Source organism: Kribbella sp. CA-294648, from assembly GCF_050943845.1.
In the GTDB taxonomy this organism is placed as follows: Bacteria; Actinomycetota; Actinomycetes; order Propionibacteriales; family Kribbellaceae; genus Kribbella.
In genome coordinates this window covers 5,258,261-5,274,090 of sequence record NZ_CP191981.1, presented here as the reverse complement: position 1 = coordinate 5,274,090, position 15,830 = coordinate 5,258,261, and the positions used below count along the sequence as shown (strand labels likewise).

Sequence of the window (15,830 nt, the reverse complement as noted above, 5' to 3'; positions counted from 1 at the left end):
GGGCGCACGTCGACAAGCTCGATCGTGTGAGGACCGATGACCGCCGTACCTGTGCTCCTCGATGCCCAGCAACTCGATCGGAACATCAAGCGTTTTCACCAGCAGGTGGCCGATGCCGGCGGTGTCACCAGAGCGCATCTGAAGGCGCATCGCACCACGGAGTTGGCGGCCCGGCAGGTTGCGGCGGGCGCGGTGGGAGTTGCGGTCCACAGTGCACAGGCAGCGCGCGACCTCGCAGCTGCTGGTGTCACCGACGTCGTGCTGGCGTGGCCGTGGCGCGAGTCGTGGCGTTGGCCGTTGTACGTCGGCGCCGCTCATGAGCTCGAGCGTTTCGCTGTGCACGTTGACGATACGGATGTGATCACTGGTCTCGGGCGTGCCGCTCATGCGGACGGGACCCGGATCGGCGTACGGATCGATCTGCGGCATACGCCGGCGGACGACGTACTGAAGCTGGCCCGGTTGGCCGAGACCACGGCCGGGGTGTGGCTGGATGGGGTGAGCGGCTATCGCGGGCCCGAAACCATTGAGGACATCAAGGACTTCTCGTTGCTGGGAAGGCGTCAGGCCGAACACGTGGTCGCGGTTGCGGAGTCGATCCGGGCGGAGGGGATCGCCTGTCCGGTGGTGAGTGTCGGTGGTACGCCGACTGCTGCGGGAGCCCTGGAGGTCGACGGCATCACCGAGATCGTCGCGGGTGCGTACGCGACCCTGGATGCTGGGCTCGCCGCCGCCGGTGCCTGCGAGCTCGCGGAGGTCGCGATCAGTGTGGACGGCGATCGCACCGATCTGCTGGTTGACTGCGACCAGCCGTGGGATCCCGGCGCGGTGTCGGTGCCCTTCGATGGCCGGCTGCTGCCCGGGCACGTCTGCCCGTTGGCCGTGAATCTCATGCGCGGCAAGGTCGAGCTCACCGTGATCGACGATGGCGCGGTGGTCGACCAGTGGCTGCCGAGCGGCCGACCGGATCGCGAGTAGATGGGTGCCGAGTGGCCGGCCGGATCGCGAGTAGGCGGGTGCTGAGCGGCCGGCCGGATCGTCCAGCGAGTAGGCGGATGCCGCGGCGGTTCTGGATCTTTCTCATTGCCCGGACGGTGTCGGTGCTCGGCAGCGCCTTCGGCCCGATCGCCCTCGCCTTCGGAGTTCTCTCACTGCCTGGCACAACGGCCGCCACCCTCGGCGTGGTCCTCGCTGCGCAAGGCGTTCCGCAGCTCGCCCTGCTGCTTCTGGGTGGCGTCATCGGGGACAGGTTCCCCCGGAACCGGGTGCTGGTGGTCGCCGAGTTGGTCTCGGGTTTGGCCTATGCGGCGCTGGCGACGATGTTGCTCACCGGACACGCGCCGATCGTCCTGCTGTGCACGGCCGCCTTCGTCGCGGGTGCGGCCTCGGCGCTGCTGCTGCCGTCGCTCACTGGCACTGTCGCCGACCTCGTGCCAGCCGATTCGCTGCAGCGCGCCAACGGTCAACTCAGACTCGGCACCAACTCGGCGCGCATCGCCGGAGTGGTGGCCGCCGGCGCGGTCGTCGCCTTGGTTGGTCCGGGAGTGGCGCTGGTGGTCGATGCAGCGACGTACTTCGTTGCCGCCGGCCTCCTGAGCGTGCTCCGACTGCCCGGCTCAGCCAGTACCGGCCGTCGTGATCTGCTGGGCGATCTGCGCACGGGCTGGCGGGAGTTCTCGAGCAGGTCCTGGTTGTGGTCGACCGTTGCTGCGGCCGCGGTGATCAATGCGGCTTCCACCGCCGCGTTTGGTGTTCTCGGTCCCGCACTGGCCAAGGATCGACTCGGCGGCGCGTTGGCCTGGTCGTTGGTGCTGGCCGGTTACTCGGTCGGCATGCTGGCCGGAGTCGTGGTGGCGATCAGGTTCAAACCGCGGCGGCCGCTGCCGACAGCCGTCCTGTTCGCGCCGTTGCTCGCGTTGCCGTTGCTGGCTCTGGGCTTCCGCGCACCTTTGCCGATCATCGTCCTCGCGGCCGTCTGCGCCGGCATCGCGACGGACATCTTCGGGGTTCTGTGGGACACCACCATGCAGACCGAAGTACCGGCGAGCGCGTTGTCGCGGGTCAGCTCGTACGAGTACCTGGTTTCCCTGTCCCTGAAGCCCGTCGGCGCGGTCGTCGCGGGCTTGGTCGCCGCCGAGTTCGGTCCCGCCGCCGGGCTGCTGCTCTTCGGCGGACTGATTGTCCTCGCCGCGGCCGGCGCGCTCGCCCAGCCGGCAGTCAGGTATCACCAACCCCGACAAGACCTTGGAGCCCGCCCATGAACGAGGGATACGTCGAAGGATTCGCCCAGGCCTACGACCTGTTCTGGCAGCCGTATCCGACCAAGTCCGCGGCGTCGCTGCTGAAGCTGATGCAAGAGGCCGCACCCGACGGCCGCGCCGTGCTGGACATCGGCTGCGGCACCGGCATCGTGGCCGATCACCTTCAACGGGCCGGGTACGCCGTGACCGGCCTGGACAAGTCAGCGGCCATGCTCGCCCGGGCAAGGGCGCGTCTTGGCGACGGCGCAGTACTGATCGAAGGAGATGCGGCCGACTTCACCGTCGACGAGCAGTATCCCGTCGCGGTGTCGACGTACGACATCCCGAATCACCTGCCCGATATGGAGCACATCGCGGCGTACCTCGGCTGTGTGTACCGGGCGGTCTCGCCGGGCGGGCTGTTCGTGTTCGACATCGCCACGGTCGCCGGGTTGCGTGGGATGAACACAGTGCAGATCCGCGAGACCGACGAGGCGATGCTGCTGTTCCGCGGCGCGCTGAACGAGCCGCTGGGTGTCGGCTTCTACCGCATCTCCGGTGTTGTCCAGGCCGACGACGGTCGCTACGACCGGTTCGAGACCACGATGACGAACATCGTCGTACCGGTCGACCAGCTCCTGAAGGAGCTGGCCGAAGCCGGTTGGGTCGACAGCTACGTGGCCGCCCAGGACGACCTGCTGACGCCGCTCGACGAGGTGCCGGAGACGCTCCCGCACCTGTTCGTGGTCTCGCGCAAACCCTGAGGTCAGCCGAGGTAGTCGCGCCAGGGGCCGGTGATGGCCAGCGTCAGGCCCGGTGACTGGATGTTGACGAACAGGACCTTGCCGTCCGCGGAGAAGGCCGGGCCACAGAACTCGGAGTCGCTGATCATGTTGCGCGCGATCGCGTAGGTCGGACCGCCGGGGGTTGAGCTCAGGATGTGGCTGCTGGCGTTGCCGTCCTCGGCGAGGATGAGCGAACCCCAGGGCGTGACGGTGACGTTGTCCGGGCCGTCGAAGTTGAAGTCCTGGTACTTCGCGCCGGCGCCCTGGTCGGCGGCGGCGCTCGACGGGAAGTACGTGACGAGCTGGATGGTCTGGGTCTTGTAGTTGTAGAACCAGACCATGCCGTCGTGCGGGACCGCGTCGGCCGGCAGGTCCTTCGTCCCCAGGTTGGCGAACGAGTTGACGACGTACGCGCCGTCGTCGGTGCCGTAGACGCCTTCGAACTTCTTGCCGCGGGTCACCTGGTCGTCGGTGAACTGCTTGCGGCAGGAGACCGAAACCGCGTCCCGGTCGGGCACCGGCACCCAGGCGACCCGGAACGGGCGGAGCAGTTGGGCGGAGGTCAGGTAGGCGACGTCCGGGATCGGCTTGCCGTCGTCACCGAGGATGGCCATCGCCTCGAGGGTGCCGAAGTCGACATCGGTGAGGTCCTGCCAGCTCCGCTTGTCGAGCCGGTAGCCGGCCGGTGCGCGCCAGCGGTAGAACAGGCCGTTGGGGCCGGAGGCGTCCTCGGACAGGTAGATGTGGGCCTTGTCGCGGTCGATCGCGAGGGCTTCGTGCGCGTACCGGCCGAGGGCTTTGAGCGGTACCGGGTGGGCGGTCTCGCCGTCGCCCCAGACCTCGAAGACGTAGCCGTGGTCCTTGAGGCGGGTGGTGCCGTTGGCCTTGCCCTCGGTCTCTTCGCAGGTCAGCCAGGTGCCCCACGGAGTGTGGCCGCCGGCGCAGTTGGTGAGCGTGCCGGAGATGGCGACCCACTCGCCGTGGTTGGTGCCGTCACGGTCGACGGAGATGACGGTGCAGCCGCCGGCCGCGCCGACACCCGGGTCGTAGACGGTGCCCGGCACCTGCGGCACACCCAGCGCGTTGTTGCTGCCGATCTCGTGGTTCTGGATCAGCGTGTAGTGCTTGCCGGTGCCGAAGACCGCCATCCCGTCGTGCTTGCCAGGTGTCGGCTCGCCGGTCTTCAGCTTGGTCTCGCCCGCGCGGGTGACGATGGTGTACTTGAAGCCCGGCGGCAACGCGAGGACGCCTTTGGGGTCGTCCATCAGCGGCGGGAACGGGCGGTGGGTCGGGTACGGGCCGCGCTGGGGGTTCGGGGTCGCCTCGGCGAGCGAGGGGACGGCACCGACGGCGGCGAAACCCACACCCGTGGCGCCGACGGCGGCACCACGGAGTACGGAACGACGATCGAGAGACATGGCGGAGCTCCTTCAGACAGGGGTTCGGCCAGATCGTCCACCGGCTCGACGACAGCGTGGCGAACGGAACCTGAACACCCCGCGTCAGGTGCTTCCCAGCGACCGCCGCTTCTCGATTCGTGATCGGTTTGCCCGGTCGCGGGGGAGCCAGGTTGCCACGGTGGTTCGGTGGGAAGGGAGCACGTGGATCTGGACGACGTCGATTCGGCGTACTTCGTCTCTGCGGAGGCCGAGCATCGGGAGAGCGAGCCGGACCTGCTGGATCGCCATCGCGCTCGGGAGGCCGTGAGTTCGGAGTACGACCTCCTCGTCGCCCTCGACGAAGAAGAGGACCGAGCGCAAGCGGAGGGGGCGGGGGAGGTGGCGCGCGGCGCGGCGCAGCTTGTGCAGCTCAGCGGCAGACGGTGGAAAACCGCAGTGCACCCGTACGACCACGTTGTACCGGCCCATACAGCCGATGATGCGCTCGCGGGCGCCGAGCCGCCAGGCGATATTCGGTAACGGGACCGTCAGGACCGCTGGGTGGCCTGGGCCAGCAGGCCGTCGACGAAAGCTTCGAGACCTTGCCGGAAGGCGTCGCTGCCCACCACGGGACCCCACAGGTCCGCAACCGCTGCCAGGTGCGGGAGGCCGGACATGTCGCGGTCTTCGAACAGGTCATCGCTGCTGGTGTAGTCGACCTGTTCGCGGCGGGAGCGGGCGCGGACCAGGATCTCGCCGACGGTGTAGTACCAGAGCCCGCGGAAGAGCCGGATGGCCTCCTCGCGAGTGCAGCCGGCGTCGACGGCACCGGCCAGGATCACCTCGACGAACCAGAGGGCCGACTCGCCGATCCGGGCGATGAACCCGTCGACGGCGAGCACCTCCGCGGCCCAGGGCCAGGCCACGAGCGCGTCGTGGATCGCCGTCGCGGCCAGGAGGATGCGGTCCCGCGGCTCGGCGGGCAGCTCCGGGTGCGGGATCTGGTCGGCGTACTCGGTGATCAGCAGGAGAAGCAGGTCCTCCTTGTCCCGGACGTGGTGGTAGAGCGTCGTCGGCCCGATGCCGAGCTCGGCAGCCAGCTGGCGGATCGTCAGCCTCTCCCAGCCGTCGCGGTCGATGAGCCGGCGGGCACCGGCCAGGATCTGCGCGCGCGACGTCACCGGCGGCCGGCCGGTGCGGGTCTGCGAAGCGGGTGGTCGAGGCATCGTCCCATCATCGTGCACTCGACGGCCGGATCGGCGCATGCTACTTTCGGAACATGTTCCGGAACGCGTTCGAAAACGCTTCTCACCGAGCCACCCGACCCGGCCTGGTGCTGGCCGCGGTGGCTGTCGTGCAGTTCATGGTGTCGCTGGATCTGTCGGTGGTGAACCTCGGTCTTCCGCGGATCGGCGCCGCCCTCGGTTTCAGCGAAGTCGGCCTGACCTGGGTCATTCACGCCTACGCCCTGACCTTCGGTGGCTTCCTCTTACTCGGTGGCAAGCTCGCCGACCGGTACGGCCGCAGGCGGATCCTTCTCCTCGGGCTGGCCGTGTTCGGCCTCGCGTCGTTGGCCGGCGGTTTCGCGTCGCTGGCCGGTCACCTGGTCGCTGCCCGCGCCGTCCAGGGCATCGGCGCGGCCGCTCTGGCTCCCGCCGCGTTGTCTCTCCTGACCTCCACTTTCCCGGGTGGCAAGGCCCGAGTCCGGGCGTTCGGCGTCTGGAGCGCGGTCAACGCCGCCGGTGGCGCGCTCGGCGTGCTGATCGGCGGCCTGCTCACCGAGTACGCAAGCTGGCGCTGGCTGATGTTCGTCAACGTGCCGATGGCCGCGGGCGCTCTGATCCTGGCCGCTCGCAGCGTGGCCGCCGACCCGCCTGCCGAGTGTCGCGGGCGGCCGGATGTCCTGGGTGCGGTGCTGGCCACCGCGGGCATGGTCCTGCTCGTGTTCGGCGTCGTCCGCACCGACCGGCATGCCTGGACCTCCTCGACGACTCTCACCACCTTGCTGATCGCCGTGGTCCTGCTGGCCGCCTTCGTGTACGTCGAGAAGACCACGACCCGCGATCCGCTGATCCGGCTCGGCCTGTTCGCCAATCGCTTCGTCGTCGGCGCCAACGCGTTCAACCTGCTGCTCGGTGCCGCGATGGCCTCGTGCTTCTACTTCGTCTCCCTCTATATCCAGCGAGTGCTCGGCACCGGCCCTGCCACGACTGGACTCCAGTTCCTGCCGTTTGCTCTCGGGGTGGTGCTCGGTGCGGTGCTCGCCGTCAAGTTCGGCTATCGGGCCGCGCCCAGGACCTTGCTGGCCGTCGGCGGGCTGTTGACCGCGACCGGGTTCGCCTGGTTCGGGTTCATCAGTGCGCACGGGTCCTTTCTCGTCGATGTTCTAGGCCCGTCGATCGTCACCAGTGTGGGTTTCGGGCTGTGTCTCGGGCCGGTCGTGTCCATCGCCACTCGGGGAGTCGCGGAGCATGAGACGGGGACGGCTTCCGGTCTGCTGGCAAGTTCTCGCCAGATCGGCGCCTCGCTCGGGTTGGCGGCTCTCGGGACCGCTGCGCATCGGCGTACGGGGGCGGCGGGAACGCTCAACGATGGCTACGCGCTGGGCTTGACGTTGGGTGCTGTCCTGCTGGCGGGTGCTGTTGTCGTCGCGCTCACTGTCCTGCCGCGCGTCGTACTGGCTGCGCCGAGCTTGGTGGGGGAGAAGCGATGAGGTTGCTTCGCCCTTATCTACCGGCCTTCACGGCTGTTGCGGTCCTGCAGTTGATCGGAGCGCTCGCCGGTCTGGCTCCGCTGCTGGCGGTTGCCGAGTTGGGGCGCACCTTGCTGGCGCCAGGACCGATCGATCGGGACCAGGTCTGGTACGCCGTGGTCGTGGGTGCGGTGGGGTTGCTGGTGCGGCTGGTCTTCATGGCGGCGTCTTCCGCCGTCGGCCACCTGCTCGACGATCAGATGCAGCTGTCGTTGCGGCGGGAGTTGGCCCATCGGCTGGGACGGGTGCCGCTCGGCTGGTTCTCGCGCCGCCGGACTGGTGAGCTGGCGAAGGTGGTCGGGGAGGACGTGAGTGCAGTTCACCCGGTCATCGCGCACACACCCGGCGAGCTCGTCTCGGCTTTCGTCGTACCGGTGGTGTCTTTGATCTACCTGTTCACGATCGACTGGCGATTGACGCTGATCGCCTTGGTGCCCGTCGTGCTGGCTCTGGCGTTCGTACCGCTGATGATGACCGAGGCGCGGCAGCGGGAGCAGCGGGAGTTCGACGCGGCGATGGGGCGGATCTCCAACTCGGTCGTCGAGTTCGTGCAGGGGATCGCGGTGGTCAAGGCGTTCGGCGCGTCCGGGCGGGCGCATCACCGTTTCCTGCAGGCCGCGGACGAGTTCGTCGCGAGCTTCTACCGGTGGGTGCGCGGCCTGGCGGGAATCGCGGCCGGCATGCAACTGGTGTTGTCACCGCCGTTCGTCTTGCTGGTGGTGCTTGTGGGTGGCGCGGTGCTGATCACCGACGGTTCGCTGCCGCCCGCCGATCTGCTGCCGTTTCTCCTGCTGGGGTTGGGTTTGACCGCTCCGGTGGCGGCGCTTGGTCATGGGTTCGACGACCTGCTGGCGGCCCGGCGTGCGATCGGCCGGATCGGCGAAGTGGTCGAGCTGCCGCCGCTACCGGAGCCTGCGCAACCCGTTGCGCCACAGGGGTACAAGGTGGAGTTGCGGGACGTCCACTTCGGCTACGACGACGATCACGAAGTACTGCGTGGCATCGACCTGACCCTCGAACCCGGAACGGTCACCGCGATCGTGGGGCCTTCGGGTAGCGGGAAGTCCACGCTGGTTCAGTTGTTGCCGCGGTTCTTCGACCCGACCCAAGGTTCGGTCCGGCTGGGTGGAGTCGATCTGCGCGACATCGGCAGCCGGGAGTTGTACCGGGCGGTCTCGTTCGTCTTCCAGGACGTGCGGCTCCTGCGTGCGTCGGTCGCGGACAACATCGCGCTGGCGGTGCCGCAGGCGTCACTCGCCGACGTGGTCGACGCGGCGCGGCTCGCGAACGTCCACGACCGGATCCTCGAACTGCCGCGCGGCTACGACACCATCCTCGGCGAGGAGGCCTCGTTGTCCGGCGGCGAAGCGCAGCGGATCGCGATCGCCCGCGCTCTGCTGACGGCCACACCGGTTCTCGTCCTCGACGAGGCGACCGCCTTCGCCGATCCCCAGACCGACCACGCTGTACGCCGGACCCTGGCGAGGCTGGCCGGCGATCGGACCATCCTGCTCATCGCGCACCGGCTCGAAACGGTCATCGACGCCGACGCCGTCGTGATGCTGGAGAACGGATCGATCGTCGAGCAGGGCAAACCGGCTGACCTACTGTCCCAGAACGGACGGTTCGCCGCGTTCTGGCACGGCGTACCGCAAGGAGACTCGAGATGATCCGACTGCTGCTCGGCGTACTGGGCCGGGAGTATGCCCAGCCTGTTCGTCGCACCCTGGCCTTGATGACGGTGACCGCTGTCGCCGAAGGCCTCTCCTACGCGTTGTTGGTCCCTGTGCTCAGGGAGCTGTTGGGACCTAGGCCAGCAGATGTCTGGCCTTGGCTTGTTGCTTTCGCTGCCGCGGTGGTTCTTTATGCCGGCCTGCGTTATCGCAGCGATGTGTCGGGCTTTCGTGTCGGGACCACCTTGCTGCGCGGGATGTATCACCGGCTGGGCGATCACCTGGCTCGCTTGCCCATCGGTTGGTACAACAGTGGCCGCATTGGGCAAGTGTCCGGGCTGGCGGGCCAAGGCGTTCTGCAGGCGATGGGGGTGATCGCCCATCTGCTGGCGCCCTTCATCTCCGCCGCGGTGACTCCCTTGACGATCGTGCTCGTCATGCTCGCGTTCAACTGGCAACTGGGTCTGGCCGCCCTGGTCGCAGTACCGATCGTCGTCCTGGTCCAGCTGTGGGCGGGCCGGTCGACGGTGAGCGCCGACGCCCACCGCTCCGACCGGGAGCAGGAGGCTACGAGCCGCGTCATCGAGTACCTCCAAGCCCAGCCGGTACTGCGCGCCGGCGGCCGCGCGGACCTCACATCGCTCGATGACTCGCTCCAAGAGCTGCAGCGCGCCTCGCGTCGGTCGACCCTGTCGGTGTTGCCGGGCATGCTGGGGCTCACCCTTTCGGTGCAGGCGATCTTCACCGTAGTACTTGCCCTAGGCGCCTATCTCGCGATCGGCGGCGACATCGGCACGGCGGAGGTGCTGACCATCCTGGTGCTGGCGGCGCGGTGCGCGGATCCGCTGCTGTCGCTGGCAGAACTCGGCGGCCAGCTCCGGAGCGCCCACGCCGTCCTCGGCAGACTCGACGCCGTACTGCGCACCGAGCCGCTGCCGGAGCCGGACTCGCCGGTCGAGCCGAGCGGACACGGGGTGGAGTTCGACTCGGTCAGGTTCCGGCATGGCGACCGCGTTGTGATCGACGGCCTGACGTTGTCCGTACCGGCCGGCCAGCGGCTGGCGGTGGTCGGGCCGTCAGGTGCGGGTAAGAGCACGTTGCTGCAGCTGCTCGCGCGGTTCTACGACGTGGACGCCGGCGCAGTACGGGTCGGTGGGGTGGATGTGCGGTCGATCAGCACCGAGGCGTTGATGGCGCGGTTCGCCATTGTCTTCCAGGATGTCTATCTCTTTGACGGGACGCTTGAAGAGAACGTGCGCCTTGGTCGTGTCGATGCCACCGATGCCGAAGTACGGGAAGCGGCTGCGGCTGCTCAGCTGGATGAGGTGATCGCCCGGCTTCCCGAGGGGTGGGCAACGCCGGTAGGGGAGGGCGGCACGAGGCTGTCCGGCGGCGAGCGTCAGCGCGTCTCGATCGCCCGCGCATTGTTGAAGGATGCGCCGATCGTGCTGCTCGACGAGGTGACGTCGGCGCTGGACCCGGTGAACGAGGCGGCTGTCCACGAAGGGATCGAACGGCTGATGGCAGGCCGCACGGTCGTGATGGTCGCGCACCGGCTGCGCACCGTTCACCGCGCCGATCAGGTCGTCTTTCTCGACCGGGGCCGGATCGTGGAGCAGGGCACGCATGACACGCTCGTCGCCCAGGGCGGCCGCTATGCGACGTACTGGCAGCTGTCTACCGTCGGGTCCCGCTCCGCTCGGCCGGCTGTGAGCGGGTGACACGGTCTACCCGGTGGCCGGACTCGTCGAAGATGTGCAGCCGGGACGGGTCGACCGCGAGGTGAACCTTGCCGCCTGGCTCGAGGCCGGTGCCGGCGCCGATCTCGAGCACCAGGTCGGCTCGGCGGTGCGTCGGGGTCGAAGGCGCCTCGGCGTCGGGTGGCAAGCCGGCCAAGCCGAGGCGGGCCTTGGCCTTCGTGCTGATCGACGAAAGACGAGTGGTCAGGCCGGACGCGTGCGGTGCCGCGTGGCGGGTGCGGGTGGTGCCGTCGAGAGAGATGCGGCGGCGCGCCGTCTGCGACACCGTCTGCAGGCCGACCAGGTCGGGGTTGACCATCTCGATACCGCACTCGACGAAGGCGACCCACTGGTGACCGTGGAACTCGATCGCCCGCAGCCGGCCGGACAACTGGCCCGGGCCGCCGCTGTCGGCGGCCAGGGCGAACGCGTCGGACCGCGCGCCGACGATCACCTTCGCCCCGTCGTGGCTGCTGAGGATCAGCGACCGGCGGTCGATCGGCGGCAACTGGATGGCCTGCGCGCCGAAGTCCAGACTGACCCGGTGGTGGGCGGTCACCCGGACGGTCGCCGACATCAGGTTGATCCGCGGCGTCCCGAGGAAGCCGGCGGCGAAGGCGGTGGCCGGGTCGTTGAAGACCTGGTCCGGCGTCCCGACGTCCTCGATCCGGCCGTCGCGCATCACGGTGATCCGGTCGGCGAGGGTGAGCGCCTCGACCTGGTCGTGGGTCACGTAGACCGTGGTCACCTTGAGATCGCGGGCCATCGCGCCGATCTCCTGGCGCAGCTCGGTCCGCATCGTCGCGTCGAGGTTCGACAGTGGCTCGTCCATCAGGAAGATCTTCGGCCGGCGGACGATCGCGCGGCCGATCGCGACGCGCTGACGCTGTCCGCCCGAAAGAGTTCTCGGCAACCGGTCCAGGGCCGCGTCGATCCTGAGGATCCGGGCCAGCCCGGCGGCCTTCTCACTCGCCGCGGCCGGGTCCTCGCCCGCCATCCGCAACGGGAACATGATGTTCTCCCGCGCGGTCCGGTTCGGGTAGAGCGCGCCGTTCTGGAAGACCAGCGCGACCCCGCGATCCTTGGGTGCCAGGCCGGTGGCCAGCGTGCGGCCGAACCACAGCTCGCCCCCGGTGACCTCCTCCAGGCCGGCGATCATCCGCAGCAGCGTGGTCTTCCCGCAGCCGGAAGGTCCCAGCAGCACCATGAACTCGCCGTCGGCGACGTCCAGTGATACGCCGTCGACGGCAAGGTATTTCCCGTCGTACACCTTCGAGACAGCATCCAGCCGAATCCCCGCCATCACCACCTCCTAAAGGCCGCAAGACCCTGAGTACACAGGTCATCGCCCACCTTGTCCAGGCATGGTCCATTTCCAGAATTACCGGTATTTGTCCGGACGTTGCGGAGCGGACCAGTGCGACCGCAGTGCGTGATTGTTGGACGGAGCAATGACCGCCAGCCCTTCTGGAATTGCAGAGTCGTTCTAGAGTTGGCGAGTGGACAGCGCAGCGAGTTGGCGGGAGCAGCGGCGGGAAGCGGCGGCAGCGCAGGGCGCCGCGCTGGAGCGGCGCAAGGCGGAAGAGACCGCCAAGGCGCGGGTATTACTGGACGCGTTCATCCAGGAAATGCGCGCCCGGGGGATCGCACCGCAACAGTTGCGGGCTCCGGTGGTGGGCTCCGGGACGACGTATCGCACTTCAATTACCGGCTGGTATTTGCGCCGTAATCGATCCCTCGGGGTTGATGCCGAGGGCAACTTCTATGTGCTGGGCACGCCGGCGAGTCTGAAGGCGCGGCTGTTCGGAGTACAGGTGCTGCCGTCCGATCCGCCGTTGGTGGTCGGGCTGGGGGCGCGGGACGGGGAATCGCTGCCGCTGGAGCAACTGCTGCGGATGCGGCTGGAGGAAGCCGACGGGTGAAAATCCGGTTGCGGGCCGGCCGCGGGCGCTGCTAGCGTCCCCGGTCTGTCTTTTCGGGTGGCTTCGCAGCACTGCGTGAAGGATCGAATCGAACCGGGCTCCGGGGCGGGATCTTTGAGATCGCCGCCGGTCCACCGTTCGTTCACTCTCCACGAGTCGAGGCTCAGATGGTCGAATCCGTACTGCTCCCTGCCGGTTCTGGTTCCGGTTCCGATTCCGGTGAGCTCGAGGCCGAGCAGGCCTTTCTCACCGAGGCCCGCGCCGCGCTGGCCCGGATGCATCTGGAGGTGGAGGAGCGCGACGTCCCGCTGATCGGCGGCGAGGACAACGACGAGCGCTTCACCAACGAGGCGAACGAACGCGCCAAGCGGCAGCGGACCCTGGCGCTGCGGGACCTGCCCGACGTGCCGCTGTTCTTCGGGCGGCTCGACTACGAGGCCGGCACCATCGAGGAGATCGACCGGATCTACATCGGCCGCCGGCACGTGCACGACGGCAGCGGCTCACCACTCGTCATCGACTGGCGGGCGCCGGTGTCCGTGCCGTTCTACCGGGCCACCCGCAGCGATCGGCAGCGCGTGCTGCTGCGCCGCCGCTACGGATTCTCCGATGTCGCCGAGCTGACGGGTTTCGAGGACGAGCCGCTGATCGGCGCGGGGGAGACCGACCAGGCCGACGCGTTCCTGCGCGCCGAGATCGAGCGGCCGCGCACCGGACCGATGCGCGACATCGTGGCCACCATCCAGCCGGAGCAGGACGACCTGGTCCGCGCGCCGCTGCATCCGAGCGTCTGCGTGCAGGGCGCGCCCGGTACCGGTAAGACGGCCGTCGGGCTGCACCGCGTGGCGTACCTGCTGTACACCGAACGGGAGCGGCTGAGTCGCGGCGGCGTCGTGATCGTCGGACCGAACCGTTCCTTCCTGTCCTACATCCGCAAGGTCCTGCCGGCGCTCGGCGAGGTCGACGTACGGCAGATCACCATCGAGGAACTGATCAGCCAGCCCGCGACGGCAGTGGATGAGCCGACGGCCGCGCGGCTCAAGAGTGACGCCCGGATGGCAGCTGTACTGCGACGCGCGCTGTGGTCGCACGTCGTCGCGCCGACTGAGGGAATCCTTTACAGCAAGGGCTCCCAGCGATTCCGGGTGCACGACTACCAGGTCGCGGACATCGTCGCGGCTCTGCGTGAGTCGACCCGGTACGCCCCCGGCCGCGACGCGCTCGCGCAGCGGATCGCCCACGCAGTACTGGTGCTGATGGAGCAGCGTGGGGAGTCGCCGGACGATCGGGTGCAGAACGCGGTCGCTCGGTCGAAGCCGGTGAAGGCGCTGCTCGATGCGGTGTGGCCACGGGTGACGCCTGAGCAGGTGCTGCACCGGTTGCTGTCCGATGCGGAGTTCCTGGCCCAGGCTGCGGGTGACTTTAGCGAGGAGGAACGCGCCGCGCTGCTGTGGCGTAAACCGGCCCGTTCCTGGAAGTCGGCGAAGTGGTCGGCCGCGGACATCCTGCTGCTCGACGAACTCACCGATCTGATCGAACGCAGCTCCGGTTCGCTCGGCCATCTCGTCCTGGACGAGGCGCAGGATCTCTCGGCCATGCAGTTGCGCGCGCTGGGTCGTCGCTGCCGGACCGGCTCGGTGACGGTGCTCGGCGACCTCGCCCAGGCGACCAGCCCGTGGGCGGCCGGTCCCTGGGAGCGGGTGCTGGGTCACCTCGACAAGACCGACGCGCTGGTGGTCGAGCTCGACCGGGGCTTCCGGGTCCCCGACCAGATCATCAACTTCGCGGCGAGACTGCTGCCCCGGATCGCGCCCACGCTCGGCGTACCGCGAGGCGTCCGGACCGTCGCGGACGCGCTGAGCATCGTCGAGACTTCTGAGGCGAGCTTCACGGACGCGTTGGTCAGCGCCTGCCAGAGCGCCCTCACCGGTCAGGGCTCGGTCGCACTCATTGCCGCCGACAACCAAATCACCCAGCTGTACGACGCCCTCACCGCCGCCGGTCTGCAACCGGCTCTGCTCGGGACGACCGAGGACGAGATGGACACGACCCGGCTGGTCTGCGTCCCGGCCACCCTGGCCAAGGGACTCGAGTTCGACTCGGTCATCGTGGCCGAGCCGACGCAGATCGCCACCGCCGAACCCCAAGGCCTGCAACGCCTGTACGTCGTACTGACCCGGGCCGTCAGCTCACTGCAGGTCATCCACGCTGAGCCGCTGCCGGCGCTCTTGAGTTAGCTACTTGCGCGGTTTCGGTCCGCTCGATCGGAGACTCCCGAGTCGGGACAAGGCGTCGAACCAGAAGCGCGCCCCGGGGACCGTGGCCAGCACCATCATCGCCCAGCCGGCCAGGACGAGCAGGAGGGTCTGGATGTCCTGGCCCGCTCCGTCGTCCGGGTCGGCGAGGCCGCGCTGCTCGAGCCAACTGCAGTTCGCATCGGGCAGTGAGCAGGCCGAGACTGCGCCCCAGCCGATGGGAAGGCCGGACGCGCGAACCTTCTGGATCTCCTCCCGCAGATCGGACAGGCAGTCGCCCGCGTCCTTGTCGGAGCAGTTGGCCGAGCTCGCGGCCTGGCTGACGACCGTTTCCCGGAGGGCCTCGTCGGTGTAGAGCGAGCGGGTGATGCCGATCGCGTTGACGTTGAAAAGGACCACCAGGACGGCGGCGACCCCGAGCGAGATCCAGCGGACATGGCGCTTGTACCAGCCGGACACGCGGTCCATCTGGTCGTCGTACCACTCCTCCACACCCTGCCGGAACTTCGCGAGGTCACCCTCGGCTTCAGCCAGCAGACCGAGGAGCGGCTTCTTCAACGGGTTGCTGTCCGGCCAGCCGACGATCGCCGCCTTGACCTGATCGAAGGTGGTGTCGCCGGAGCTCGTGGGCACGAGAAGGTCGAGCAGTGCGCGGGCGAAGGACCGGCTAGGCAGGTAGGAGGGCAGCTGCCTCCGGGCCGGTCCGCTCAGCTTGGCGTTACCCGCATGCGCAGGCAGTGTTCCCTTGTCAGCCATCCGAGCGACGATCGGCTGCGCCATCAACTGGCTGACGATCGGATCGGCCGTCTCGCCAGGTTGGGGCGAAGGGCCCAGCGACGTACGGCGTACCAGGTCACGCAGCCCCAGCCGGAACTCGCCACCACCATCGACCAGCGACCGGATCCCGCGCAGCAGGTACTCACCCCGCAACCCCATGAACCGCGCGGCGGTCTCCGTGCACACCGACACCACAGCAGAAAGCGCCGCGAACACCAGCACCAGCCCGACAACCGTCTGAATTACCAAGCTGTCCATGGGGTCCATCGTCGTCGACCGAGGGCTCTTCGGCCTAACACCTCGGTGTG

The 15,830-nt window shown here is 68.6% G+C and carries 13 protein-coding genes; 8 read left to right on the top strand and 5 right to left on the bottom strand.

All coding sequences use genetic code 11. The features are described 5' to 3' along the window. Positions 1-36 precede the first annotated feature (36 nt). The 3 genes from ACQPYM_RS25010 (at position 37) to ACQPYM_RS25000 (ending at position 3,004) form a co-directional block, all read left to right on the top strand. Positions 37-978 (top strand): alanine racemase, encoded by a 942-nt coding sequence (locus ACQPYM_RS25010; protein WP_433004435.1) that lies wholly within the window; start codon positions 37-39, stop codon positions 976-978. A 77-nt stretch (positions 979-1,055) separates the two neighbouring features. Continuing rightward, complete coding sequence (locus ACQPYM_RS25005; protein ID WP_433004432.1) at positions 1,056-2,261, top strand: MFS transporter; 1,206 nt, start codon at positions 1,056-1,058, stop codon at positions 2,259-2,261. Next, a complete protein-coding gene (locus ACQPYM_RS25000) occupies positions 2,258-3,004 on the top strand; it encodes a class I SAM-dependent methyltransferase (protein ID WP_433004429.1) in 747 nt (248 codons plus the stop codon). Before ACQPYM_RS25005 ends, ACQPYM_RS25000 begins: the two co-directional genes overlap by 4 nt. Before the next feature lie 2 nt (positions 3,005-3,006). Here the strand turns inward: ACQPYM_RS25000 and ACQPYM_RS24995 are convergent, their stop codons facing one another. From ACQPYM_RS24995 to ACQPYM_RS24985, 3 genes are all read right to left on the bottom strand, one after another. Then, complete coding sequence (locus ACQPYM_RS24995; protein ID WP_433004426.1) at positions 3,007-4,443, bottom strand: alkaline phosphatase PhoX; 1,437 nt, start codon at positions 4,441-4,443, stop codon at positions 3,007-3,009. Between the two features lie 84 nt (positions 4,444-4,527). Continuing rightward, positions 4,528-4,893 (bottom strand): hypothetical protein, encoded by a 366-nt coding sequence (locus ACQPYM_RS24990; protein WP_433004423.1) that lies wholly within the window; start codon positions 4,891-4,893, stop codon positions 4,528-4,530. A 59-nt stretch (positions 4,894-4,952) separates the two neighbouring features. Further along, positions 4,953-5,630, bottom strand: a complete 678-nt coding sequence (locus ACQPYM_RS24985; RefSeq protein WP_433004420.1) for a TetR/AcrR family transcriptional regulator — start codon at positions 5,628-5,630, stop codon at positions 4,953-4,955. Positions 5,631-5,683: 53 nt separating this feature from the next. Here ACQPYM_RS24985 and ACQPYM_RS24980 point away from each other — a divergent pair, with 53 nt between their 5' ends. Genes ACQPYM_RS24980 through ACQPYM_RS24970 form a run of 3 tightly spaced genes read left to right on the top strand, consistent with a single transcriptional unit; the run spans position 5,684 to position 10,550 of the window. Continuing rightward, the gene (locus ACQPYM_RS24980) at positions 5,684-7,117 is read left to right on the top strand and encodes an MFS transporter (protein ID WP_433004418.1); all 1,434 of its coding nucleotides are present in this window, start codon (positions 5,684-5,686) and stop codon (positions 7,115-7,117) included. Then, positions 7,114-8,826: an ABC transporter ATP-binding protein gene (locus tag ACQPYM_RS24975; protein WP_433004415.1), complete on the top strand. Its 1,713-nt coding sequence runs from the start codon at positions 7,114-7,116 to the stop codon at positions 8,824-8,826. Before ACQPYM_RS24980 ends, ACQPYM_RS24975 begins: the two co-directional genes overlap by 4 nt. After that, positions 8,823-10,550, top strand: a complete 1,728-nt coding sequence (locus ACQPYM_RS24970; protein WP_433004412.1) for an ABC transporter ATP-binding protein — start codon at positions 8,823-8,825, stop codon at positions 10,548-10,550. Before ACQPYM_RS24975 ends, ACQPYM_RS24970 begins: the two co-directional genes overlap by 4 nt. On the opposite strand, the gene ACQPYM_RS24965 is transcribed toward ACQPYM_RS24970, so the two are convergent. Continuing rightward, positions 10,507-11,871 carry an ABC transporter ATP-binding protein gene (locus tag ACQPYM_RS24965; RefSeq protein ID WP_433004409.1) on the bottom strand — a complete coding sequence of 455 codons (1,365 nt, stop codon included), beginning with the start codon at positions 11,869-11,871 and terminating at the stop codon, positions 10,507-10,509. The two genes, ACQPYM_RS24970 and ACQPYM_RS24965, sit on opposite strands and share 44 nt — an antisense overlap. A gap of 196 nt (positions 11,872-12,067) precedes the next feature. On the opposite strand from ACQPYM_RS24965, the gene ACQPYM_RS24960 reads away from it, so the two are divergent. Beyond that, positions 12,068-12,490 (top strand): hypothetical protein, encoded by a 423-nt coding sequence (locus ACQPYM_RS24960; protein WP_433004406.1) that lies wholly within the window; start codon positions 12,068-12,070, stop codon positions 12,488-12,490. A 167-nt stretch (positions 12,491-12,657) separates the two neighbouring features. After that, positions 12,658-14,727 (top strand): HelD family protein, encoded by a 2,070-nt coding sequence (locus ACQPYM_RS24955; RefSeq protein WP_433004404.1) that lies wholly within the window; start codon positions 12,658-12,660, stop codon positions 14,725-14,727. Here the strand turns inward: ACQPYM_RS24955 and ACQPYM_RS24950 are convergent, their stop codons facing one another. After that, on the bottom strand, positions 14,728-15,780 hold the full coding sequence (locus tag ACQPYM_RS24950; RefSeq protein WP_433004401.1) for a hypothetical protein: 1,053 nt from the start codon (positions 15,778-15,780) through the stop codon (positions 14,728-14,730). Positions 15,781-15,830 lie beyond the last annotated feature (50 nt).